A 24,943-nucleotide genomic window follows, 5' to 3' on the forward strand; every position below is an offset into this window, starting at 1 on the left:
CTATATAGCCAAATACACCTTATCCACCATCTCCTGGTATTCTTTTTCTGCCTTACTAAATGAGGTTATGCCACCTCCGCTGCAGAACATCAGCTTATCGTTTTCTTTTTTGATGAAGCGAATCATCACTCCGGTATCTAAAGATTCTCCATCAAAATAACCACAGATGCCGGTATAAAATCCACGATCATAGGACTCTGCTTTTTGAATGATTTTGATGGTCTCCGGTTTGGGTGCTCCGGATATAGAGCCCGCTGGCAATAATTTGGAAAGAATCTCCCCGAGTTTACTTTTCCATTCATTGCCGAGGTATCCCTTTATCTCTGAACTAACTTGAAGCAATTCCTTGTCGTTCGTCTCTAACCGATCGATGTAACGAAACTTAGTTACTTCTACTTTTTCCGCAACCTGGCTCAGATCATTCCTGATCAAATCCACAATGGTGACATGTTCGGCAGTTTCTTTTGGGTCATTGAGGATGGTCTGCTCAGCATTTTGGATCGAAGCATTGATGGTTCCTTTCATTGGATATGAATAGATGTGATCATCCTGAATTTTCACAAAGGTCTCAGGAGAGAAGACCACAAATTGATCAGGCACCAGCAGTTTGTACTTAGCTTGTGAATACTGAAAGATTTCTTCCAGACTCAGATTCGTTTCTATCGGGGTTTCAAAGGTGAGGTTGGTAAGGAATGAATTGCCTATGTTGATTTGGTGGATCACCTGATCGAAGGCCGATTTAAATACTGAATATTTTACTGGATATTTTTCAAAGTTAACCTGTCTACTGTCTACTGTCGACTGATTTATACCTTGAACTTTATTCTCAATATTCAGGTAAAATTTGCTTGCCTGATCACTACTTTGAATACACCATTTCTCCCCAAAAAAATCACAATAAAAAGAAAACGGCTGACCAGCCGCTCCAAGATCATTTAGCTTCGATATCGCTTCATTCTTTGTCAGCATTCACTTTTATTCCAAAGCGCCTAAGCATTTTTTGCTCGTACTTCCAGAAGAAATCGAATTGTCGAAAGAGGAATCCGTAGAAAAGCAGGATGACATTATAGATTGGTAGGATCAGTACCCAGTAGGATATCTGGAACCATAGTGGACGAACACCATCTTCAAAAAGTAGGTTGATCAGCGGCTTTTTGATTAGTACAACGGTAGTTCCGGTGCAGGCAAATACAATCATGATGATCACAAACTGCCAGTTACTTTCCAGTCCCCACTTATTTTTTAATTTTTCAATCCAGCTCATTTCAATTCTTTAATAAACGCCTCAAAATCAGGCCACTTTGGTTTAGAGATCACTTTAATCGGTTCGTTTTTTACCGGGTGTACAAACTCAAGTTTAAATGCATGTAAATCGATGCTCTTATCCGGGTTTGGTTTATTGAAGCCATATTTAATATCTCCGCGGATAGAAGTACCATTTTCCCGCATCTGAATTCGAATCTGGTGAGGGCGTCCGGTTTTTGGCTTTACCTCTAACAGAGACACCTTGCCGAGAGAAGCCAGCATTGAATAACTCAACACAGCTTTTTTTGCATTTCCTTTTCCAGGTTTTCGAACATGCGCCTTGTTTTTACCTCCATCTTTATCCAGCCAGTGTACTAGCTCTTGCTCCGGGTTTTTAGGCACACCATCCACCACAGCCAAATAGGTTTTTGTTATTTCCTGATCCCTAAACAATTTGTTCATCCGCTCTAACCCTTTTGAAGTACGAGCGAATATTACTAGTCCACCTACAGGGCGGTCGAGTCTGTGACAAGGCTGGCAAAAAACATTGCCTGGCTTATTATATTTTTTACGAATGTACTCTGTAGCCCAATCGGTCAATGTACCATCACCTGTCTCATCTCCCTGCACCAACCATCCGGCCGGCTTCTCCACTATGAGGAGGTGGTTGTCTTCGTATTTGACTATTGGTTTATTCATATTGGGTCAAGCGGCACGCTTGTTAAAATTCGCTGATAAAATGGAATTCAATATCTGGAAAATTGTCCTGCACCATCTGCAACCATGCTTTGGATTCAGCCATGAAGACCAGTTTGCCTTCTTTGTCTTTAGCAATATGCCGCTGCTTGTCTTTGATGAATGCATTCAGCTTTGCAGGATCATTCGAACTGATCCAACACGCTTTATATATATTAACAGGTTCAAACTTGGCATTTGCACCGTATTCATTCAATAGGCGGTGTTGAAGTACTTCAAATTGGAGTGCACCCACAGTTCCTACTACTTTTCTCGAACCCAATTCGAATGTAAATAGCTGCGCCAAACCTTCATCCATCAGCTGGTTCAACCCTTTGTCCAGCTGTTTGGACTTCATGGCATCCATATTGATCACCTCTCGGAACATTTCCGGAGAGAATGACGGAATACCTTTATAGAGACCTTTTTCGCCCTCACTCAGGGTATCTCCGATCTTTAGGTTTCCTGTATCATAAAGTCCTACTATATCTCCGGGAAAAGCTTCTTCCACCGTTTCTTTTTGCTGAGCCATAAAAGCAGTGGCATTTGAAAAGCGAATTTTTTTATCGTCTCTTACATGATAGTAATTGCTGCCACGTTCAAATTTTCCAGAACACACCCGAACGAATGCAATTCGGTTTCGGTGTTTCGGATCCATGTTTGCGTGGATCTTAAAAATGAATCCGGAGAATTTTTTCTCAGAGGGCTTAATCTCCCGTTCTTCCGTTTCTCTTGGTTTTGGCGGAGGAGCAATTTGTGTAAAGCAATCCAGGAGCTCACGAACCCCGAAATTATTCACCGCACTACCAAAGAAAACAGGAGCTACCTCTCCGCTGAGGTAAGTTTTTTCATCAAACTCATCATAAACTCCGTTCACCAACTCAATTTCTTCTCTTAGTTCTTTTACCAGCGATTCAGGGAGACGCTTGTCTAATTCCGGATCATCAACACCTTTGATATTAACAACATCATCCACGCGCTTTTGCTTATTGGGCTCATAGAGGTTGACGTTATTTTCATAGATATTATATACACCTCTCAAAGTTTTGCCCATGCCTATCGGCCAACTCATCGGACGAACTTTGATATCTAGTTTTTCTTCGATTTCATCAAGCAAGGTAAAAGCATCCTGCCCTTCACGGTCCAGCTTGTTGATGAAGCAGATTACAGGCGTATTTCGCATACGACATACTTCCATCAGCTTTTCCGTTTGCTCCTCTACACCTTTTACACAGTCGATCACCATGATCACACTGTCAACAGCTGTCAATGTCCGGTAGGTATCTTCAGCAAAGTCTTTGTGACCGGGCGTATCCAGAATATTGATTTTCAAGTCCTTGTATTCAAAACCCATTACGGAAGTAGCCACTGAGATACCTCTTTGTTTCTCAATGTCCATCCAGTCGGAACGAGTGCCTATATCTATTTTGTTAGACTTCACAGCTCCTGCGGTTTGGATGGCTCCTCCAAATAGAAGTAGTTTCTCTGTGAGGGTAGTTTTCCCCGCATCGGGGTGGGCAATGATTCCAAAAGTTCTACGTCTGCCTATTTCCTGCTCCAGCGTCATAATGATCAAATTGAGGCGCAAAATTAGGCAATAGGTAGGAGCAAGTCATGAGTGACAAAAAAGAATCATTGCAAAGAGCAATAATTGAGATAATTTTCAGGCCACTTAACACTATGGAATCAATAAAGAAAAGAAACGCAGCATATAGAAGTGAGCTTTTCCAACATCTGGATGGAGTAGCCATCGCACCAGTAGCTTATGAGCTTTACCAGAAAGGAGTTTTTAATCCAATCGTTAAAGCTTCGAGCATCGATCTGGAAGAATTAAGTGATCTATTTAAAGCCAATGATGGATATCTGAACGTCGCTTTGAGATTGATTGCCTGCCAGGGCTGGCTGGAATATCAGGTGGATAACGCAAGCCAGAAAATCACTATTTCTACAAATGAAAAGAGTGAAAAAGCATTTGCGAATTTATTACATTACAGAGATGTGGTGGAGCTGATGAAGCTTTCTGCTCAGTATCACCCTCGCAAGTTCGAAAAAGAACCGTTTGAGGTATGGAATCGGATAGCGAAAAAATTCATGAATGGCTATTTTCATTTCTCAGAAGATGCTGTTGAAAAGGCGGTTCAGGAACAAATCTTAAAGCATATAGAAGGGGTATTGGCTGGACCAAGTACTGTTCAACTAGGAATGGGTGGAATGTTTCATAAATATTTTATGGAGATGTCCTTCAGCCCAGCTGAATATCATCAGGATCCGGAGAGCTTTGAGCAAATCCTCGACTTCTTTACGCACCTGGGTTGGTTTGAAAAGAAAAACACTACGTACAAATTCACGGAGAAAGGCCTGTTCTTTGCCAAACGTTCTTCTGCCTACGGGGTGACGGTTTCATATATTCCTACCTTCCGAAATCTGGACGAGCTGATTTTTGGAAATCCGGAAATGCTGAAAGTAGCTGAAGGAGAAAAGGAGAAGGGAGTGGATCGTGAGATGAATGTTTGGGGTAGTGGTGGTGCCCATATTGCTTACTTTGAGAAAGTGGATGATATTATAATCAACCTTTTCAACAAACCCATTGATGAGCAGCCAAAAGGCATTTTGGATATGGGATGTGGAAATGGTGCCTTTTTGATTCACATTTTTGATGTGGTATACCATAAAACCAAAAGAGGCAGGATGCTCGATGAGTATCCGTTGTTCCTGGTAGGTGCCGATTACAATGAGGCTGCTTTAAAAGTGACTCGAGAAAATTTAATAAATGCAGACGTGTGGGCGAAGGTGATATGGGGAGATATTGGAAATCCGGAAAGGCTCGCAAATGATCTTAAAGAGCACTATGAGATGGATCTCTCAGATTTATTAAATGTTCGAACCTTCCTCGATCACAACAGAATGTGGGAAGACACTGATGAGCAAATCTCAGAAACCAGTATATCCACAGGTGCCTTTGCTTCGAAAGGACGCCTACTCAGTAATGATGAAGTAGAGGCCAATTTGAAGGCTCACTTTAATAAATGGAAACCCTACATTGATAAGTTTGGGCTGATTGTTATTGAGCTGCATGGATTGGATCCAAAGCTAACTGCAGCCAACCTGGGCAAAACTGCAAGTACTGCCTATGAAGCGACTCACGGATTTTCAGATCAATATATTCTGGAGATAGATAGTTTTGATAAAGTGATCAAAGAAGTGGGGCTTACTGTTGATCTTGAGCATCGCACTAAGTTTCCGAGCTCTGAACTGGCTACCGTCAGCATTAATTACTTAAAATAATAGCATGAGAAAATCTTTTCGCTACGTCCTCTACCTAATGGTTGGTTTTCTGATCTATCAGGTCATCGATTCCGGTGAGACCGGCTTTACCCATGAGGAGGTGAAAAATACACTCATCATTGCGATGATTGCTGTGTTTGTATTACTGTTGATTGTTCGGGTGATTAAGCAGCGATATGATAATAACGGTGAGGACTGAATTCAATTCATAAAGCCGCTATCCCCTTTGGAGGACGACCAACGGGAGTCCAAGACTTGGAGATCTGGTTATATCCTGCAGGAAGATTCCCAAGTCTCCTTGGCACCTCACTCGCAATGGAATACGGAGAAAAATAGCACGAAGTGAATACCTGTTTACCTAGACGGGATGGAAGGCGGCACAACGTAAGCCGTACAGCCCGAATATCAGCAGATGTGAAAAGCTGCCAGTTCTCTCTAACATCACCCTCCAATCCCTCAATCCAACCTCACCCCCCTTCAAAGGGGGAATTAATGCCATTAATGCACCATTTTGGCAAAAAATAATAAAAGGCCACCATGTGGTTCTGCCAATGTGTCACGATTTTTCCTTTGGCACATCCATTGATTAAAAGAAAGTGAAACTTGAATTAAAACGAATAAGAAATAAATCATAGACATGGGAAAAATCATAGGTATTGACTTAGGAACTACCAACTCTTGCGTCTCTGTGATGGAGGGTAACGAGCCGGTGGTGATCCAGAACAGTGAAGGAAGAAGAACAACACCATCGATCGTGGCATTCCTCGAAGATGGAAAAGGTGAAAGAAAAGTAGGTGATGCAGCCAAAAGACAGGCGATCACCAACCCGCAGAATACAGTGAGCTCCGTGAAGCGATTCATGGGTAAGAAATATTCTGAGGTAAAAGAAGAAATGAAGAATGTGTCTTACGGTCTGGAATCAGGAAGTAACGACACAGTGCGAGTGAAAATTGGAGACAGAAAGTATACTCCACAGGAGATTTCTGCGATGATCTTGCAGAAAATGAAATCTACTGCTGAAGATTTCCTTGGACAGGAAGTGAAAGAAGCAGTAATTACTGTTCCTGCATACTTCAACGACTCTGAGCGTCAGGCGACAAAGGAAGCTGGACAGATTGCAGGTCTCGATGTAAAACGAATCATCAACGAGCCGACAGCTGCGGCTTTGGCTTATGGTCTTGACAAGAAAGATCAGGATATGAAGATCGCTGTGTATGACCTTGGTGGTGGTACATTCGATATTTCAATCCTTGAGCTAGGTGACGGTGTATTCGAAGTGAAGTCAACCAATGGAGATGTGCACCTGGGTGGTGACGATTTCGACTCAGTGATCATTAACTGGCTGGCAGATGAATTTAAAAATGATGAAGGCATTGATCTAAGAAAAGATCCAATGGCCCTTCAAAGACTGAAAGAAGCGGCTGAGAAAGCGAAGATTGAGCTTTCAAGTTCTTCTGAGACTGAGATCAACTTGCCATATATCATGCCGGTAGATGGAGTGCCCAAGCACCTTGTGAGAAAACTGACTCGATCTAAGTTCGAGCAGCTTGCTGATGACTTGATCAAGCGATCCATGAAGCCGGTAGAAGCTGCATTGAAAGATGCTGGTCTTGCTACTTCTGATATTGATGAAGTGATCTTGGTTGGTGGTTCTACACGAATTCCTATCATCCAGCAGGAAGTTGAGAAGTTCTTTGGTAAGAAGCCTTCTAAAGGTGTAAACCCTGATGAGGTTGTAGCGATTGGTGCTGCGATCCAGGGTGGTGTATTGACCGGGGAGGTAAAAGATGTATTGCTTCTTGACGTGACTCCACTTTCTCTTGGTATTGAGACCATGGGTGGTGTAGCTACGAAATTGATCGAGGCAAATACAACGATACCAACCAAAAAGTCAGAGGTATTCTCGACAGCTGCTGACAACCAGCCGTCTGTGGAGATCCACATTACTCAGGGTGAGCGACCAATGGCGAAAGACAACAAGTCGCTTGGTAAATTTCACCTGGATGGCATTCCGCCAGCACCACGAGGTGTACCTCAGATCGAAGTGACCTTCGATATTGACGCAAACGGTATCCTGAATGTAAGTGCGAAAGACAAAGGCACGGGTAAAGAGCAGAACATCCGAATTGAGGCATCATCTGGATTGACAGATGAGGAAATTGATAAGATGAAGCAGGAAGCGGAGGCAAATGCTGAGGCGGATAAGCAGGCCAAAGAGAAGGTTGAGAAAATCAACCAGGCTGACTCACTGATCTTCCAGACAGAGAAGCAGTTGAAGGAGTTTGGTGAAAAGCTTTCTGAAGGCAACAAGACAGCTATAGAAGGTGGCTTGACCAAATTGAAAGAAGCCCATGGTAAGCAAGACCTTGCTGCAATTGACGCAGCGATGGAAGAGCTTAACAATGCTTGGCAGAATGCTTCGCAGGAGATGTACGCCGCACAGCAAGAAGCCGGAGGAGCTGACGCTGGCGCTGCAGGTACGGATGCGAATGCAGGTGCTGCTGACAATGGTTCTGCAGACGATGTGTCTGACGTAGAATTCGAAGAGGTAGAAGAGGAGAAGAAGTAGTTGTTGGCTACTGGCCTTTAGCGATTAGCTTTTGGCTCTGATTTTACCCTGGATATAGATTAAACCCTTCTCGAAAATTCGGGGAGGGTTTTTTTATTTTGAGTACCTTCCGCATCCCCTTGCAAAGCGATGTAGGAGTGAGACTTGGGGATCTCATAACCCACCTCCTTACACAAGATTCCCATGACTCGGTCTCCCTTCGGTTAACCTTCCAAGGGAATACGCTATCTCATCGTCTTAAAAGTGTAATCACGAAAACACTATAATATGAAAATCTATCTTTCGGTTTTAGAGGTACGACAAATACCTGAATCAATTTGAGTTTTGAATTAAGATTCCTGAATCCTTCTTTCGTCAGTCTCAGGAATGACATCTAAAATGTAAAGATGCTTCCTTCGTCAGCATGACACAATGGAAAATAGGACGAGGCTCTAAATATCTAATTCCATAGAATAGAGAAGTATCCTGAGCCTATAGTCCAGCACTCGCTCAGATCGTACGTCACTTCCTCAAGTGACTACTAATCGCATCGAAAAGGTCATGAGGGTTGAATGGTTTAGTGACCACCCCGTTCAACCCTGTTTTATTCATTTTGGTAGCTTTCTCAAACATGGCAGAAGCTGTCAGAGCAAGAATCGGAGGCTTGAAACCTTTTTTCCTAAGGTGTTTAGTCGCTTCATATCCATCCATTACGGGCATCTGTAAATCCATCAACACTATGTCAAAAGGTTGCTCATCGATGATTTGGAGCGCTTCTTTTCCATTTTTTGCAACCGTCACATCCATCTCCCATTTTTCTAATAGACGTTTCGCTATTAAAACATTCATTTCATTATCCTCTACTAACAATACCTTATACCCTTTCAAGCTCTGAATTTCCTCTTCTCGTATTCTTTCCACTTTTTTCTTCACTTCAAGATCCAGTGAGAAGTAAAAAACAGACCCTTTACCGGGTTCACTGGTGAGATGAATGTTCGATCCCATCTGCTCTACAAGCTGTTTTGTGATAGATAATCCAAGACCAGTGCCTCCATATTTACGCGTCGTGGAGGTGCTGCCTTGCTGAAACGATTGGAAAATACGACCCATCAGGTCATCGCTGATGCCTATGCCTGTGTCTTCTATTTTAAAGATTACCTCCACTTTCGACCCTTCAGCTAATCCTTTTGAGACATGGAAATTTACACTGCCTTTCTCAGTAAATTTTATTGCATTTCCAAGCAGGTTGGTCAGGATTTGATTTACACGTGTTTTATCCAACTGAACAACATCAGGGAGCTTTTTATCATAATGAAAAATGAATGCAATCTTTTTCTCTTCAGCTATAGGTTTAAATACATTGAAAATATTCAAACAATAGGTTTTTAACTCCACATTGGAAAGCTCCAACTCCAGTTTTCCTGCATCTATTTTGCTATAGTCCAGGACATTATTTATCAGTGTCAGAAGATATTCTGATGAATTTTTTAGGTTATTCAGTTCTTCCAACTGATCCTTGCGCGGCTTCTCACCAATGAGGTGGTATGTTGTTCCGATAACAGAATTCAGCGGTGTTCGAATCTCATGGCTCATGATAGACAAGAAATCAGACTTAAACTTTGCAGCGTTTTCCGCTTCTTTTTTCGAACGTCTCCATGATTCGGTAAAATGCTGTGAAAGTATCAGTGCCTGAAACAGGAAAAAAACCAACTGCCCCAGCATTGATACCCATAAAATTTCTTCAAGCACATTGAGGTAGGCCAGTGTTTTCATGCAGAAAACGACGATGATTCCCATGGTACTGTATAGAGAAAAAACGGCTCCTCGTCTTCTTCTTAAAACGGCACGGATAAAAACAAAAAAGGCAAATCCCATCCCAAGAAGAAGGAGCAATAGAAACGAATCGTTTAGCTGGGTAAATATGCGAACTGGTAGTAATGTCATCAGTGCCCAAGCCAGAGAGAGCATGATGAAAAAGTTGGCGACTTTTATCGGGGTGTCTTTTGGAAAAAGATGCTTAAGGTATAGGCAAAAGAAGAATGCGGTAAGGTAAAACGTACTGTACTCGATGGTCATCCCTAAGCGATAGGGCATGTCCACCAGATCATACAAAACATAATTACCCCAGCCGATGATTCTGTACGCATAAACCAAGCAAAAAAGGGAAAAGTAGAGTACCATCTTCTCATGCTGGCCATAGAGGAATAGTCCAAAAAAGAAAAATGCACCCATGATCAGGCAGCCGGCCATAAAAACATCATACACGTCGTTGATGAATTTTTTATCCATCAACCGCTCCAGTGTGCCAAATGTAATCGATGAACCAAGCCCACCCTTGCTGTGAACAAAGTTGGAAATGTGAATCACCACTTGTAGGGTGTCACTCTGAATGTGAGCAAGCGATACGAAGTTGTGGAGTCTGTCTGGTTTTTCCTCCTCTGCATTCTTTCCAGGGGTTCCCATTTTGGCTAGCAACTCGCCATTTACGTACAGATGGTAGGCACTAAAAAGATCAGGCACTTTCAGAGCCATGGGGATATCTGTGTTTTTGTATATGGTGAGCGTATATGTGCCATAACTCATCGCTGATAATCCACTTTGATCCCATCGCTTAGGTACATTGAGAATTATTGGGTCTTTTCCTTGAGGATTAGCAGGGTCTAAAAATTGATACGGGTAGAAGAACCATTCACCATTTAATGAAATAGAAGGCTCATCTGAAAAATCATGATCGGAAAGATCCAGTTGGCCTGAAACGGGACTGTGGCCAAATGTAAACCCATAGGAAAGTAGGATCAAAAACCAAACAATTGATCTCCATAGCATACTTTAATTTAAGCCAATAGGAAGAATTAGTCATTTTTTTAGTAAATATTCTTTAGCATCCAGAAGGAAATAATGATGAAATGAAGTGATCTGACCGATCATCAACAAGGTTGAAAGAAGTATTTTTGCAGCCTATGAAATTAACCATCAAAACACTTTTCGGATTTGAGGATATTCTGGCAAAAGAGGTAGAGGCACTGGGAGGAGAGAAGATCGAAAAGATTACCCGAGGGGTTAAATGCGAGGGCAATCCGGCCTTTTTGTACCGAGCAAACCTGGCACTTCGGACCGCATTGAAAATATTGGTACCTATCCATACTTTCCAGGCGAAAACAGAGAAACAACTTTACGATAAAATGATGGAGTTTGATTGGTCTAATTTTTTAGATGTGGATCAAACATTCGCCATTGATACGGTGGTCTTCTCTGAGATATTCACTCACTCAAAATATGTGGGCTATAAGTCCAAGGATGCGATCGTGGATCAGTTTCGAAACAAATATCGAAGACGGCCAAATATTGATACCGATAAGCCGGATGTGCTTTTTAACATTCACTGTGCGAATGACTATTTCACTGTTTCCATGGATAGCTCAGGTGAACCATTGAACCAGCGTGGATATCGTGAAGAAGGTCACAGAGCACCTATGAATGAGGTTTTGGCAGCTGGAATGATTATGCTATCCGGTTGGGATAAGAAATCACCATTAGTTGATCCGATGTGTGGAAGTGGTACCATTCTCACAGAGGCAGCCATGATTGCCATGAATATGGCACCTAATCTTAAAAGGAAGGATTTCGGCTTTAGAACCTGGCCGGAGTACAGTCCTATTCTCTTCAATAATGTAAAAACAGAAGAACAAAACAAGATGCGAAAGCCCAGCATGGATATCACAGGTATTGATATCGATGATAGCGCGGTAACACTTGCGAGGAAAGCACTAGGTAAAATCGGTTTGAGAAGAGAAGTGAAAATCAAAACGATGGACTTTCGGGATTTCAAGCCGATCAATGATCAGGGAATGATCATTACCAATCCTCCCTATGGAGAGAGAATAGGAGACGATATTCTCGAATTTTATAAAACGATGGGAGATGCATTCAAGCAAAATTTTGTTGGCTATGATGCGTGGCTGATCAGCTCAAATAAGCAGGCATTGAAGCAAATTGGTTTGAAAGATTCTGAGCGTATTAAGCTTTATAATGGAAAGCTGGAATGTGACTTTTGTAAATATGAGTTGTATTGATAGATGCTGAAACAAGTTCAGCATGACTAGTTTTATAATATATCACCCTGAATTTAATTCAGGGTCTAAAATTTCAACCTCACCAACTTCCCTTTCCCTACTTCGGTTGCCACAATAATGATCAGGTTTGAGTAATCACTTTCATCCCATTGCTCAAATTTCTCTTCTCCCAATAGTGCATTAGCCAATGCTGGAATAGTGTTGGAATGACCAGAGATAATCACGGTTCCATTACCGTGTTTTTCAACAATGGTCTGGAGCCACTCCCCTTTGGCAAATGGATCGTAATTCTTTATCTCAAGTCCCTGCTGATCAGCAATGGGTTGGAGCGTTTCCATAGTTCTTTTGAATGGTGTGGAATAGAGCCCATCTATTTCTTGTCGGCTCAGTAAATCAGAAAGGTAGTTTGCTCGTTCCTTCCCCATTTCATTTAACGGTGGATTGCGGGTTCCATCATCAGCTTTTTCTGCGTGACGTACAAGGATGAACGTTGTTTGGTCTTGCGAGAAAGAAATAATTGCATACGCAAAAAGGAAGGTAGTAATGAGGAGCTTTTTCATGTGCAGAAATTTAACCACAAAGCACTCAAAGAAAAAACCACAGAGAGCTCAGAGGAATTCTCTGTTTTCTCTGCAGTTTTTAATATCAATTACTTCGGATTCAAAATCGCATCAATACGTTTTTGAATATCCTGCAAATGGAATCTGGATGTTGAATCATTTTGACGAGCCAGTCCACTTTTCACATCTCGTTCCAATCTGGTAAGGGTGGCCATTGCTACGGAAGGGATGTCTGAGTTGGCGTATTTTTCCTCTTCCAGGTTCATAAGCTCACCCAGTCTGTTGATATGCTCCTTTTGAAGATTTCTACGGTAAGTATCAATTTTTCTTCCGTTATACAGTTCACTCCAGATACCTTGTCGCATGTCAGTAAACATTCCTGCCAATGAATACGCATCATTTCCATTGAGTGCCTCATTTTCTATCATACGCATTAGCATGTCTTCCATAGTCAGTCGGTTGAGAATTCGGACCTGGATGCTTCGCATTCTTTCTACCAGACCATCTTGCTGAATTCTCCCAAGAATTTCAGCATCTACCAACCAGTTAGGCGTTGCGAAAAGTTGTTCATTGAGGAACTTCACTGCTCTTTCCTGCTTGTCTTTCTCCACATGTGTATAGACAGCTCCATCCTGGTCGGCGGTTTTGTAGTATTCATAAACACCCCCCACATTTGAGACCACATGTCCATTATAGCGATTGAATTGATTGACAACCTGACCATACAATTCCTCTAATTCCTCATAGTTTTCACCCTTTTCGGTGGTCCAATCCATCAGCTTATCTACAATTCGCTTTAGATTTCTAATGCCTAGTTCGCTTGCAAGCATGGAGTCATGCCCAATGTCCTCTGTTTGGGCAGTTGGATCAACTGGTATCCATCGTTGACGGCCATATCGGTAAATTGGATCATCGCCTTTCTCCTTAATCCACGCATTGAGGATGTCTTCTTCATCATCCGGAGAGTCTACATTTGGGATTGGCTTATAACCATACTGAGTAACCCATAAGTCATACTCACCAACCCTTGGGAAAAAGTTCGTGATCCCGTCTTCCGGCTGAGCTACATAATTAAATCGTGCATAATCCATAATGGATGGAGCAACTCCATGGGTGTCGGTGAAAGCTTTATCTCTCAATTGATCCACTGTGTATGCAGGAGATGATCCCATGTTATGAGGATATCCCAAAGTGTGTCCCACCTCATGGGCTGCTACGAATCGAATGAGTTCACCCATCAAATTATCATCGAACTTGGTTTTTTGAGCTTCAGGATTTACCGCAGCAGTTTGAATGAAGTACCAGTTTCTTAGCAGATTCATAACGTTGTGATACCAGAGAATGTCACTTTCTAGAATCTCACCTGTTCGCGGATCATGAACGTGAGGTCCTTGGGCGTTTTGAATGTCTGTGGCGATATACCGAATCACAGAGTACCTCACATCTTCCGGACTCCATTCCGGATCTTCTTCTTTGCTTGGAGGATCCTTAGCAAGGATCGCATTTTTGAATCCTGCTGCTTCAAAAGCTATCTGCCAGTCTTCAACTCCTTGCTTGATATACTTTCTCCATTTTTCTGGTGTTGCTGGGTCTATGTAATAAACAATTGGTTTGACGGGCTCAACTAATTCTCCTTTATTGTAGGCATCCCAATCGCTTGGCTCTAATCTCCATTTAGTGATAAACCTTCGTTGTGCTGCTTTTTGCTCGTCCGAGCTGTAGTCTATTTGTCTTAGTGAAAAGAAGCCAACACGTTCATCATGATAGCGTGGAATCATCGGATCTTCAGGGAGCAAGATCATTGACTGATTCATTTCAATAGAAAGTGTTTCTGTGAGTCCGTTAGCAGGGAGTTCATCCCCTTTGTAAGTAAGGATATGCCGAACCTCAACATTGTCCGGGAAAGACTTTACTGAGGTAATGAGTGATCGCGACTTGTCAATACCCTTTATTTTGAATCGTTTTCGCTCAGAATCTCTCAGCCCTCCAATCATTGGGATGTCGCTTGAGAAAAAGTCAGTTACTTTTATCACATATGCTGAAGAATCTTCTTTCATTGTCTCGAGTGAAAATGACTCTATGACAGGTTCGAAATTGTTGTTTTTCACTGAGGTGTAAATGGGCTCATTTTCGTCTGCTACATTGTTGTAAGAAACTGAGCGCATCAAAATCTTTCCACCCATTTTCTGAAAGCGAATTACCTGCTGTGGACGAGACTTCATCCCTGCTCCACCAAAATTCAGTCCCTTCACATGTCCGGCAATTCGGGAAACGATCAGGATTTCTTTTTCCAACAAGTTCGCAGCGATTTCAAAGTAGAAATCGTCACCTACCTGATGAGAGGTGATCAGACCTTCATCCGAAATGGCCTCATCTGTAATTACTTCGCTATAGTCTTTGAGTCCATTCTTTTTCTTCTTAGGTGCTTCCTGTTCGGTATCGTCACCCTTCTTTTTTTTCTTTTTTTGTGCGATAAGGTCTGTGGATAGACCTAAAAATGTAAGTGCAGTTAAGAGCACAAGTGTCTGTCTCATCTTCTTTTAGATTTAGTTTTCGAATAGCAACTTAACTATCAACCGAAGGAATTGGATAAGTTATTACTTGAGCGGTAGGCTTTAACTACGAAGAGTACAAGAAAATTAGGCCATTTTGAGCGTTATCAATAAAAAAAGTCGTCTCACCACTCATAGTGGTAGGACGACTTGCTAAAACTACAGAGTTCTATAAGTGAAACTCAGTTTTACTCTGCGGTTAAAAAAAGCTTAATTAAACCCTCTTCTTTCGAGGATTGCTTCAAATTTTGGTTCTCTGCCTCTAAAGTTTACATACATTTCCATGGCGTCTCTTGTGCCACCCTTGGATAGGATGTGCTCTTTGTAGGCATTGGCTGTCTCCTTATCGAATAGGCCGTTTTCCTTGAATGCCCCGAATGCATCTGCATCCATTACTTCAGAATTCAGGTAACTGTAGTATCCGGATGAATATCCTTCCGGACTGGAGAATGCATGTCTGAAATATCCGGTTCTATATCGAGGTACAATCGCATCGATTAATCCGATTTCATCCATTGCCGCTTTTTCAAATGCATCAGCATCTCCTTCAATAGGCTTGGTGATTGTATGGTAGGCCATGTCTAAATAAGCTGCAGCCATGTACTCAACTGTTGAAAAACCCTGGTTGAACTTACCGGCATTTTTTATCTTCTCTACAAGCTCTGTCGGCATCACTTCCCCAGTTTCATAGTGGAAAGCATATAACTCTAACATCTCCGGTTCAAACACCCAGTTTTCCATCACCTGAGAAGGAAACTCTACAAAGTCCCTTGGAGTGGATGTACCTGAGATGGATGGGTAGGTGCATTCAGAAAGCAGTCCATGCAATGCATGACCAAACTCGTGAAATAACGTATTTGCTTCATCCTGAGACAGAAGTGAAGGTGTATCGCCCGTTGGTTTGGTAAAGTTTCCAACGTTTGTCACAATAGGAATAACTCGTTCACCACCCATATTGCTTTGATCACGAAACGTGTTCATCCATGCTCCGCCTCGTTTGCTTCCACGATAAAACCAATCAGAAAGATAGATGCCGATTAATTCTCCGTTTTCATTTTTTACCGTGTAGGTACGTACATCCTCATGATATTTAGGGATGTCATCTTGCTCTTCGAAAGTCAATCCGAAAAGCTTATTGGCTAATGTAAACGTACCGTTGATCACATTGTCAACCTTTAGGTAGGGACGGATTTCATTTTCATCAAGGTTGTACTGCTCCATTTTGATCTTTTCCGCATAGTACCACCAGTCCCATGGGCCGATCTCAATATTCTGCCCCTCATTGGCGGCCATTTGAGCCATCATATCACGTTCTTTCTTGGCAGCTTCCAGAGCTGCTGGCCAAACTTTATCTAATAGGTTGTAAACCTTATCGGGTGAATTGAGCATACGCTCAGCCAGGATGTAATCTGCCCACGTTTCATAGCCTAGCAGGTTGGCTTTCTTAAGCCTAACGTTTGACAGCTTTCGTGCCAGCTCTTTATTGTCCAGCTCATCGTCATTATCGCCGCGATAGATGTACCCTTCTTTTAGTTGTTTTCTTAGTGCGCGGTTGTTGGAGTATGTGATGAATGGGATCATGCTCGGCTTGTGTGGGGTAAAAAGCCATCCTTCATTGTATCCTCTCTCCTGTGCTGCTTCTCGAGCTGCATTAATGATGTTATCAGAAAGACCATCAAGATCTTCCTCATTCTCAATGAGCATCTCAAACTTGTTGTCTTCTTTCAGAACATTCTCGCCGAATTTCACTGAAAGTGAGGACATCTGCCCGTTTAACTCACGCATTTTCGACTGATCTTCTGTACTTAGTGCAGCACCTGCACGAACGAATCGGGTGTGGTAGTTTTCCAATAGTTTGGCTTGTTCTACGGTAAGACCGAGTTCTTCACGCTGGTCATATAATGCTTTTACTCGTGCATAGAAATCACCATTAAGAAAAATATTGTCACTATGAGCTGAGAGTTTTGGACTGATCACTCGCGATATTCCTTGTATGGAGTCGTTTGTGTGCGCAGAAGACAAATTGAAGAATACGCCACCTACTTTGGTCAAAAGTTCGCCAGACTTCTCAAAGGCTTCAATGGTGTTTTCAAATGTTGGTTCTTCTTCATTACTGGCAATTGCTGCAACTTCTTCGAGTTGTTGCTGCATGCCGTCTTCAAAGGCCTGCATGTAATGCTCATCCTTGATTTGATCAAAAGGAGGTACACCATATGGGGTATCCCATTCCTGATAGAATGGATTATCTGTTTGCATGTCTGTATTTTCAGATTGAGGTTGACAGCTGATTATAATAAAACCAGCTAATCCATAAATGAACTTTTTCATATTTTGGTTTTTGGTTGAAGGTTAAATTTAGTGAAAGGCTTTACTCTCATGAAATGTCCGGCAATTTCCACTTGAATTTCACGGCCAGTATTCTGAATGAAGCAATGAAAATTACTGTGATAAGAATATTCAAGCCTTGTTCCAAGCCGGATCGCTGAAGTATGACATAAAGAATGCCACCGCACAGACAGGTGAGCGCATAGATTTCCTTTCTAAAAATCAGGGGAATTTCATTGCAGACAATATCACGTATTACTCCACCAAATACGGCCGACACCATTCCCATCATGATTGCGATGACAGGGTGTACCCCAATAGTCAGTGCTTTTTGAAGCCCGAGGACTGTAAATACAGCGATACCAATGGTGTCGAACATGAAGAAAGTTCTGCGTAGTTTCAATACAGCTTTACCAAACAGGAGAGAGATCAAAATACCGGAACCAATCATGATCAAATACATGAGGTCATTCATCCAGCCAACAGGAGTGCTGCCTAACAGAACATCCCGAACGGTCCCACCACCAATCGCGGTGATAAGTCCAACAGCAGCAATACCAAAGAAATCCAGTTTCTTGTCTCGACCGGCAAGTGCCCCTGAGATGGCAAATACCATCGTCCCAACGATATCGATGAAATAGAGGATAGTCACAAGGCGAAAGTACTTCTAAGTGTCTGATTTTAGAAACTGAATATTTCTTGTGAGTCCCTCAAACTTGGTTCTTTTAACTGCGGATTTTTTGAACACTTTTTGAAATACCTCTCTCGTCATTTCTTGCCATTCCTGATTTGAAAATTCTTCCCAGCCTTGAGGCTTGAAAGCCGGTTCATTATGCGATTTTGAGAATCGGTTCCAGGGGCACACATCCTGGCAGATATCGCACCCAAAGGCCCAGCCTTCCATGTTGTCTTTGAACTCAGAGGGAATTTCATCTTTCAATTCAATGGTCAAATACGAAATGCAACGACTTCCATCCACTACATAAGGTTCGGGGATGGCACCAGTTGGGCAGGCATCCTGGCAAGCTGTGCATGTTCCGCAATAGTCTTTCATGGGTCCATCAGGTTCTAGTTCCAGATCAATGATGAGCTCAGCCAGAAAGAAGAAGCTGCCCATCTCGCGGTTAAGAAGCAATGTATTTTTACCAACCCATCCTAAACCACTCTTTGCTGCCCAGGCACGCTCATGTACAGGAGCAGAATCCACAAACACACGTCCATCTACCTCACCTATCTCTTCTTGAATCCGACTCATGAAGGTCTTCAGCTTGTCTTTTATTACAAAGTGATAATCCTGTCCGTAAGCGTACTTTGCAATTTTGGGTTTATCCACCGATTGGTGGATTTTTTCGGGATAATAATTGTAAACCAGCGAGACTACTGATTTTGCACCCGGTACCAGTTTTGTAGGATCCAGTCGTTTATCAAAATGGTTTTCGAGGTATCTCATTTTCCCTTGATATCCTCGACTTAGCCACTCTTCTAACTTTGGAGCTTCCTCTTCCAGAAACTCAGCTTTGGAGATGCCACAAAAGGAAAACCCCGTATCATAGGCTAGTTTCTTTACAAATTCTTCCCGGTTTAAAGTACCCACAAAGCAAATGTAGTATGCAAAAAATGGTTGTATGGAAGGCGCTTAAAGTGTAGTGCAAGAATTAGAAGTATCTGTGCAGGATTTGAAAACCCCATTACTCGAAGTTTGTATTAGAAATTAAAAAGAAAATAAAATGAATCGAGTGTATACTAAACAAAAGGAAGCAGAAATCAACATCAAGGAGATGAACAATGTAATTGCAACAGCTACTGTGCTTGGCTACTATGCAATTGTAACTTATGGCTTGCATACCTTGATTCAGGCAGCATATTAAGATTTAGGATAGTAGTTGGTTAGGAGTTTATACTCCCTTGACACTGGAATTGTCCAGTTGTTAAAAACAATGGTGATAGGCAAGGCTAGCCTTGCGTGATGGTGTCCCGGCAGTGGTGTGTCGGGACTTTTTTTATTCAGACAATTTAGGTTCTTGGCCTAGGAATCGTTCGTATTGTTTTTTGAAGTTGGTGACATTGGTCATGCCAATGGCTTTAGCGGCATCAGATAATGATCCTACTTTTCGCAGCTTTATCAACTCCTCTGCGTATTGGAACCTTATTTGTTTGATAAACTCAAGAGGGGTAATATCCAGTGCGTCCTTTAAAACCTTAAACAATTTCCGTTGGCTCACAGCTATTTCATTGGCAAGATTCTGGATGCCCAACATCGGATTGTCAATATTTTTAACCACCAGGGTCTCTAGTTGTCTGACCATTTCTTTTCGTGTCGCCTCAGGATCAAAGTGTGAGAAAGTTGTGGAAATGCTGCTACCCCCATCTGATCTTTCAATCAAATTTTTTACTCGTGCTCGAAGCTCTTTTGCATCAAAAGGCTTGGGCAATACAAACTCTACTCCACGATCCAGGGCTTTATGAAGCTGATCTTTGTCAGCTCTACTTGATACTATAAGACACGGAATGTCTTTGTAGCGAGTCTCATGAAACTGCTCGATGAATTCAAACCCATCCATTACAGGCATGGAAAGGTCCGTGATGATGAGGTCTATTTCACGCTCTTGAAGCTTGCTCATTGCTTCCGCACCATTTCGAGCTTCATAAATGCGGTACTCCTTTCTCAAGAGTTCTGAAATCAGCAATCTGATATCCGGATTATCGTCGACGATTAAAACGGACTTCATATCTTTATCCATGGGCATTGTTTCAGCTGATTCGGTTTCCTTAGATAGCGTTATCACCGATTCATTCAGCCATCTTTCTACAGCCTCACCTTCTTTGGGTAGTAAGTCTGCAACCAGTGGAATGCTAATGGAAAATTTAGCTCCCTGTTTTTTCCGGTTTTGAACAGCTATGGATCCTCCATGCAGTGTTACAATTTCTTTTGCAATAGCCAGTCCAATTCCTAAACCCTCTCTTTTGTTGTTAATTGAATCACTTGTATAATACCGGTTAAACATTTGATCAAGTTGTGATGGGTCTAATCCAGGCCCCTCATCTAAAATGGACAGGTAAAGATTTTGCTCATCTTTATTGCATACCATTTCAATAGTGGTTTCAGCTGGAGCATATTCAAAAGCATTGGATAATAGATTATAGAGGACCTTTTCAAAGTGCCAGGTGTCTATCAAAGCCCAATCGGTATCATCGAGTGATGTCGTAAATTTAAGAGATACGTCTTTTGCTTCTGCTATTGGTTTGTAAATAGTAAAAAAATCCGCTATAAACTCATTGACATAGCATTTGGTACGGTTGAGTTTAAGCAGGCCCTCATCCAGTCGAATCAATTCACGAATTTCCGTAGAAAGATTATTGAGGGTTTTACTAAAACGTTGAATGGCTCTAAGCTTATCAATGGTGTCAAGAGGGAGTACATCTTCGTGCTCGACCAAAAGCATGTCAGTCAACCCCAATATGATTGCGATGGGGTTTTTCAGGTCATGCGAAACGTTGGCAAAAAATGTGGATTTGGCTTTGTCCAGCTCAGATAATTTCTTGTAACTAGCTCTTAAGCTTCTTTCCGTTTCTGACAGACGAAGGACATTTTTAATACGGGCCTGAAATTCCAGTTTATTAAATGGTTTGGATAGGAAATCGTGTACACCAGCTGTAAAAGATTCCGATAAATTTTCTGGGTTTTTCATTGCAGCCGTGACCATAATAATTGGAATATGAGCTAGTAATTCATCGGCTTTTATGACTTCTACCAGCTCATAACCATCCATCTCAGGCATTTCCCAGTCTGTAAGGATTAATTGAGGAATGTGCTTCTTGGCTAATTCCAGCCCAATCTTGCCATTGGGAGCCGTAAGCGCATGCTTATGCAATCCTAACTCCTTAAGCTCATTGATAATAATCTTAAGATTGTCAGGTTTGTCATCAATGACCAGAATACTTGTATTTGGCTCAATTTGATTCATGTGCTGATGTGGAGGCAAGAAATTTTGATAATTCTTCTTTGAATGAATTTATCCCATTTTGATCGTATTGAGTTACCAGTTGCATTATTTGATCACCTATTGGTTTAGTGCTGCTACTCTTTTCGATTAGTAAATCAACTAATTCAGACCACTTCCCTGCCTCATACACTTGTAATTCGTTTATTCTCTCTTCCACTTCTTTCCAGACTAGATAATCGGCATCTTTAAAATTAAAGTATAATTGACTGCTTAATTGTTCACGTGGAATTGACTTTCCCTTGCTCACAATTGGTAATTTGAAAGAAAAAATGCTGCCTTCACCTTTAGTGGATTCAACTTCCATTTTTTGTTCATGTGCATGAATAGCAAGCTTGCAAAAAGATAATCCCAGCCCGGTTGAAGTAGCACCACCAAAGGATCTAGCTTCAGATTGTTCAAATTGTTCAAATATCTTCTTGAGATCTTGTGGGGGAATTCCTTCCCCGTAATCCTTTACAGAAACCTTTAGTCTGCCATCAGATGGTTTTGCTAAAACTTCAACGGTGCAATTGAAATGAGAATATTTAATGGCATTTGAGATGAGATTGTTCAAAACACGATGGATGAGTTGCTGGTCCGCACGTACAATGTATTCACGATTTATTTTGTTGATCAATTGAATGCCCTGCTCATCGGCAATTGGTTTTAATTCTTCTATGACCTCATTAACTATCTGAGCTACAGAGAAATCACTGATGCTCAATACCATTTTTGATTTCTCAAAACGAAGGACATCCAGCATGTTTTCGATCAAAGTAAGCATGTGATTTCCGGAGCGCTTGATTTGTTCTAAATCATTACTTTTTTCACCGTTTACCCTACTAATGATGGACGTTAGTGGATTTTTTAGGTCATGTGCTACCATACCCACTAATGATTCCTTGAATTGCTCAAGTTCTTTGTACTTATCATATGCTTTTTGAAGATCATGGTTCTTCTTTTCAATCGTTTTAGTTCGCTCATCTACAAGCCTTTTGAGTGCCTTTTGTTGCCTGTATAAATTTCTACTTCTAAACCTACCATAACCTACCATAGCACCTATTAATAGCATGAATGAAATCAACTTAAAGGTAGAGGTCTTATACCAGGGAGGAATGACATTGACTGTGAAAATAAGTGGTTCTGGATTCCATATACCATCACTGTTGGTTGACCTGATTTTAAAGGTATGATCTCCTGGTTCCAAAGAAATTAACTCCAGTGTTCGATCTGATGCCATAGGAAACCAGCTGGTATCACCATCGAATTGATAAGCGTATTGAATCTTCTTTACAGATGTTGGGTTTATTGCCGCAAATTGTACGTTTAGTCTGTCCCTAAACTTGATTTCCACCGCCTCAGCGATATCAACAGGCAGATTATTAATTTTTACAGAGGTAACACTATTCCGTGGAAATAGCTGGGAAATTCTAACTTCATCTGGGTGAAAGTATGTTATACCTTGTTTGCCTCCAAAATACAGGTAGCCGGAAGTGTCTTTACTAAATCCGGCTAGGTTAAAATCGTCACTACCAAGACCGTTTGCGGAGGAGTAGTTCACAAATCTTTCTTCTTTCGGAAAAAAATGGGACAAGCCATTGTTGGTGCTAATCCAATAGCTATTATCAGACGCTTGTAGCATGCCAATGGTGGTATTATTGGGAAGCCCCTCATTAGTAGTGAAGTGGTGAAATTCGCCTTTGTCGGGGTATACCTTGTTTAACCCCCCGCCAAGAGTTGTGAGCCAGAAAAATTCTTTTGACGGGTCGTTATAAATAAAGAGCACTTTGAAATCATTGAGACTTTTCGGATCATTTGGATTGGGGATAAAATGAGTAAAAACGCCGGTTTGAGGATTGTATTTGTTTAATCCCCCTCCGTAGGTGCTTATCCAAATATTTCCAGATTCATCTTCAAAAAAAGCGGTAATATGATCGTCTGATAAAGAATTGGGATCATTGGGTTGGTGATTAATATGTTTGAAATTATCAGATTCAGGCTGATAAATATTAACACCCTCACCATATGTAGCAATCCAGATTTTTCCGTTTGAGTCCTCAAAAATGGACTCTACCGTATTCATGCTGAGGCTAGAAGGGTCTTTTGGATTATGCATGTATCGTCTGAAAGTCTGATCTTTTTCAATGAATCGGTTTAGACCACCACCCCAGGTTCCTATCCAAATTTGATTGTTAGAATCCTCATAAATATATCGAATCCAATTATGGCTTATCGATGTTGGATCAGTTGGGTTATGCTTAAAATGTGTAAACTTTGCTGGATCTTCTGATGATTGTAAGTTGAGGCCTCCCCCATAGGTTCCCGCCCAAAATCTACCTTTACTATCATGTAAGAGGCTGTAAACATTGTTGTGTGATAAGGTGTTTGGGTCAATTGGGATGGCCTCAATAATCCTAAATGGCGTTTCAACCACCTTATCGAACCCTTTTTGAAAATACCCAATGTAAACAGCGTTGTTTGCACCAATGTATATACTGCTGATGTTATTATCAGCAATTGATCTGGAACTCCCAATCTGATGTTTGAAGTGATAACACATTTTTTTGACCTTATCATAAATCGTCAGTCCTTCGGTAGCACTTCCTATCCAAATTCGATCTTCATCATCTGATGCTATTGCTTGAATTCGATTGCCTAATTGATGAGTTTCAAATACCTCTGAAGCAGATTTGAACTCGTCAAAATCAAGAGCTTTCATGTAAAGTCCGTCCTTATCCGTACCTATCCACAAAGTTTTGTCATTATCTACGTGCAATGTTTGAATGAAAATAGCATCAAGGCCACCACTTTCTAAATGACTTATATGTCTATGAGTTGTTTTATCAATTTCATACAACCCATCGTTTTCAGTTCCTATCCAGTATGATTTTGTAGATTCAGCTATGGATGTGATTTTGGAATTATTGATTTCAGAAAACGGTTCAAACGAATGATCATTGGTATTGAAAACAAAGAGACCTTCACCCTCTGTTCCTACAAGAAGCTGTTCGTTACCAATAGACTTAATAGCTTTTACAGATAAGATGGATGACCTGTCTACAGGGTTGAAGGCACTAAACGTTTGACTTTTTCTGTGGAAGAGATTTATTCCATTCTTAGTGCCTAACCATAAATTATTTCTTTCATCTTCTTCAAAAGTCCACACCACATCATCCGAGAGGGTTGTAGAATCCCCAAATACATTGACGAAAGATTTAAACTGATATCCATCGAAGTTATTGGCTCCTCCAAAATTAGCAATCCACAACATATCCTCACTGTCTTGAAACATTGCATTGGTGCTACTTTGATTAAGTCCGTCAGATTTTTGATATGTCTCGAATGTAAATGAGTATAGATCGCTTGCATGCTGTGCAGCTACACCCGATAAAATTGAGTAAAAGATTGCTGTCAATATGTGCCTTGCAGAAAGGTGCATAAGTAGGACTTACGTAATTACGAACACAAGTTCTGGAAAAGATTAATAAAAATGCAGAAAATGTAAGCCTTTCAGCAAGAATGAATTCAGCGTATTACTCCTTTTTGCATTTAAAGCCAAAAGTGTGTTTTATGAATTCTCAAAATGAAACGTATTTAGGGAAAGTTCTGATAGCAGTGCTTTATGCAATCCTTTTAG

Annotated in this window: 17 protein-coding genes; 5 read left to right on the forward strand and 12 right to left on the reverse strand. The window is 41.3% G+C overall.

What is annotated here, in order from left to right:
• From ACXAH9_RS01665 to ACXAH9_RS01680, 4 genes are read right to left on the reverse strand one after another with little or no spacing between them, the layout of a single operon-like run.
• On the reverse strand, positions 1–969 hold the full coding sequence (locus ACXAH9_RS01665; RefSeq protein ID WP_474893149.1) for an aminodeoxychorismate synthase component I: 969 nt from the start codon (positions 967–969) through the stop codon (positions 1–3).
• On the reverse strand, positions 953–1,264 hold the full coding sequence (locus ACXAH9_RS01670) for a DUF6787 family protein (RefSeq protein ID WP_474893150.1): 312 nt from the start codon (positions 1,262–1,264) through the stop codon (positions 953–955). The genes ACXAH9_RS01665 and ACXAH9_RS01670 overlap by 17 nt, the downstream gene beginning before the upstream one ends.
• Positions 1,261–1,944, reverse strand: a complete 684-nt coding sequence (locus ACXAH9_RS01675; protein WP_474893151.1) for an RluA family pseudouridine synthase — start codon at positions 1,942–1,944, stop codon at positions 1,261–1,263. Before ACXAH9_RS01675 ends, ACXAH9_RS01670 begins: the two co-directional genes overlap by 4 nt.
• Positions 1,945–1,966: 22 nt before the next feature.
• Complete coding sequence (locus tag ACXAH9_RS01680) at positions 1,967–3,547, reverse strand: peptide chain release factor 3 (RefSeq protein WP_474893152.1); 1,581 nt, start codon at positions 3,545–3,547, stop codon at positions 1,967–1,969.
• Positions 3,548–3,660: 113 nt separating this feature from the next.
• Between ACXAH9_RS01680 and ACXAH9_RS01685 the strand changes: the two genes are divergently transcribed.
• The 3 genes from ACXAH9_RS01685 to dnaK all read left to right on the forward strand — a co-directional run bounded on the left by ACXAH9_RS01685 (position 3,661) and on the right by dnaK (position 7,834).
• Complete coding sequence (locus tag ACXAH9_RS01685; RefSeq protein ID WP_474893153.1) at positions 3,661–5,265, forward strand: class I SAM-dependent methyltransferase; 1,605 nt, start codon at positions 3,661–3,663, stop codon at positions 5,263–5,265.
• Positions 5,266–5,269: 4 nt separating this feature from the next.
• Positions 5,270–5,464, forward strand: coding sequence for a hypothetical protein (locus ACXAH9_RS01690; protein WP_474893154.1), 195 nt, complete (start codon positions 5,270–5,272; stop codon positions 5,462–5,464).
• A 438-nt stretch (positions 5,465–5,902) separates the two neighbouring features.
• Complete coding sequence (gene dnaK / locus ACXAH9_RS01695; protein WP_474893155.1) at positions 5,903–7,834, forward strand: molecular chaperone DnaK; 1,932 nt, start codon at positions 5,903–5,905, stop codon at positions 7,832–7,834.
• Between the two features lie 501 nt (positions 7,835–8,335).
• Here dnaK and ACXAH9_RS01700 read toward each other — a convergent pair.
• Complete coding sequence (locus ACXAH9_RS01700) at positions 8,336–10,639, reverse strand: ATP-binding protein (RefSeq protein ID WP_474893156.1); 2,304 nt, start codon at positions 10,637–10,639, stop codon at positions 8,336–8,338.
• Positions 10,640–10,773: 134 nt separating this feature from the next.
• On the opposite strand from ACXAH9_RS01700, the gene ACXAH9_RS01705 reads away from it, so the two are divergent.
• Entirely contained in the window at positions 10,774–11,886 is a 1,113-nt protein-coding gene (locus tag ACXAH9_RS01705; protein ID WP_474893157.1) for a THUMP domain-containing class I SAM-dependent RNA methyltransferase, read from the forward strand.
• A 65-nt stretch (positions 11,887–11,951) separates the two neighbouring features.
• On the opposite strand, the gene ACXAH9_RS01710 is transcribed toward ACXAH9_RS01705, so the two are convergent.
• From ACXAH9_RS01710 to queG, 5 genes are all read right to left on the reverse strand, one after another.
• Positions 11,952–12,446 carry a phosphoglycerate mutase family protein gene (locus tag ACXAH9_RS01710; RefSeq protein WP_474893158.1) on the reverse strand — a complete coding sequence of 165 codons (495 nt, stop codon included), beginning with the start codon at positions 12,444–12,446 and terminating at the stop codon, positions 11,952–11,954.
• 89 nt (positions 12,447–12,535) lie between these two features.
• A complete protein-coding gene (locus ACXAH9_RS01715) occupies positions 12,536–14,980 on the reverse strand; it encodes a zinc-dependent metalloprotease (RefSeq protein ID WP_474893159.1) in 2,445 nt (814 codons plus the stop codon).
• A gap of 228 nt (positions 14,981–15,208) precedes the next feature.
• Entirely contained in the window at positions 15,209–17,326 is a 2,118-nt protein-coding gene (locus ACXAH9_RS01720) for a M3 family metallopeptidase (RefSeq protein ID WP_474893160.1), read from the reverse strand.
• A gap of 46 nt (positions 17,327–17,372) precedes the next feature.
• Positions 17,373–17,975 carry a trimeric intracellular cation channel family protein gene (locus ACXAH9_RS01725; RefSeq protein ID WP_474893161.1) on the reverse strand — a complete coding sequence of 201 codons (603 nt, stop codon included), beginning with the start codon at positions 17,973–17,975 and terminating at the stop codon, positions 17,373–17,375.
• A 15-nt stretch (positions 17,976–17,990) separates the two neighbouring features.
• The gene (gene queG / locus ACXAH9_RS01730) at positions 17,991–18,917 is read right to left on the reverse strand and encodes a tRNA epoxyqueuosine(34) reductase QueG (protein ID WP_474893162.1); all 927 of its coding nucleotides are present in this window, start codon (positions 18,915–18,917) and stop codon (positions 17,991–17,993) included.
• Between the two features lie 133 nt (positions 18,918–19,050).
• Here queG and ACXAH9_RS01735 point away from each other — a divergent pair, with 133 nt between their 5' ends.
• Positions 19,051–19,191 (forward strand): hypothetical protein, encoded by a 141-nt coding sequence (locus ACXAH9_RS01735; RefSeq protein WP_474893163.1) that lies wholly within the window; start codon positions 19,051–19,053, stop codon positions 19,189–19,191.
• 132 nt (positions 19,192–19,323) lie between these two features.
• Here ACXAH9_RS01735 and ACXAH9_RS01740 read toward each other — a convergent pair whose 3' ends face one another.
• A complete protein-coding gene (locus tag ACXAH9_RS01740) occupies positions 19,324–21,288 on the reverse strand; it encodes a response regulator (protein WP_474893164.1) in 1,965 nt (654 codons plus the stop codon).
• Positions 21,275–24,745 carry a ligand-binding sensor domain-containing protein gene (locus tag ACXAH9_RS01745; RefSeq protein WP_474893165.1) on the reverse strand — a complete coding sequence of 1,157 codons (3,471 nt, stop codon included), beginning with the start codon at positions 24,743–24,745 and terminating at the stop codon, positions 21,275–21,277. Before ACXAH9_RS01745 ends, ACXAH9_RS01740 begins: the two co-directional genes overlap by 14 nt.
• Positions 24,746–24,943: the final 198 nt, after the last annotated feature.

This window comes from Ekhidna sp. ABH4_415 (genome assembly GCF_056161305.1).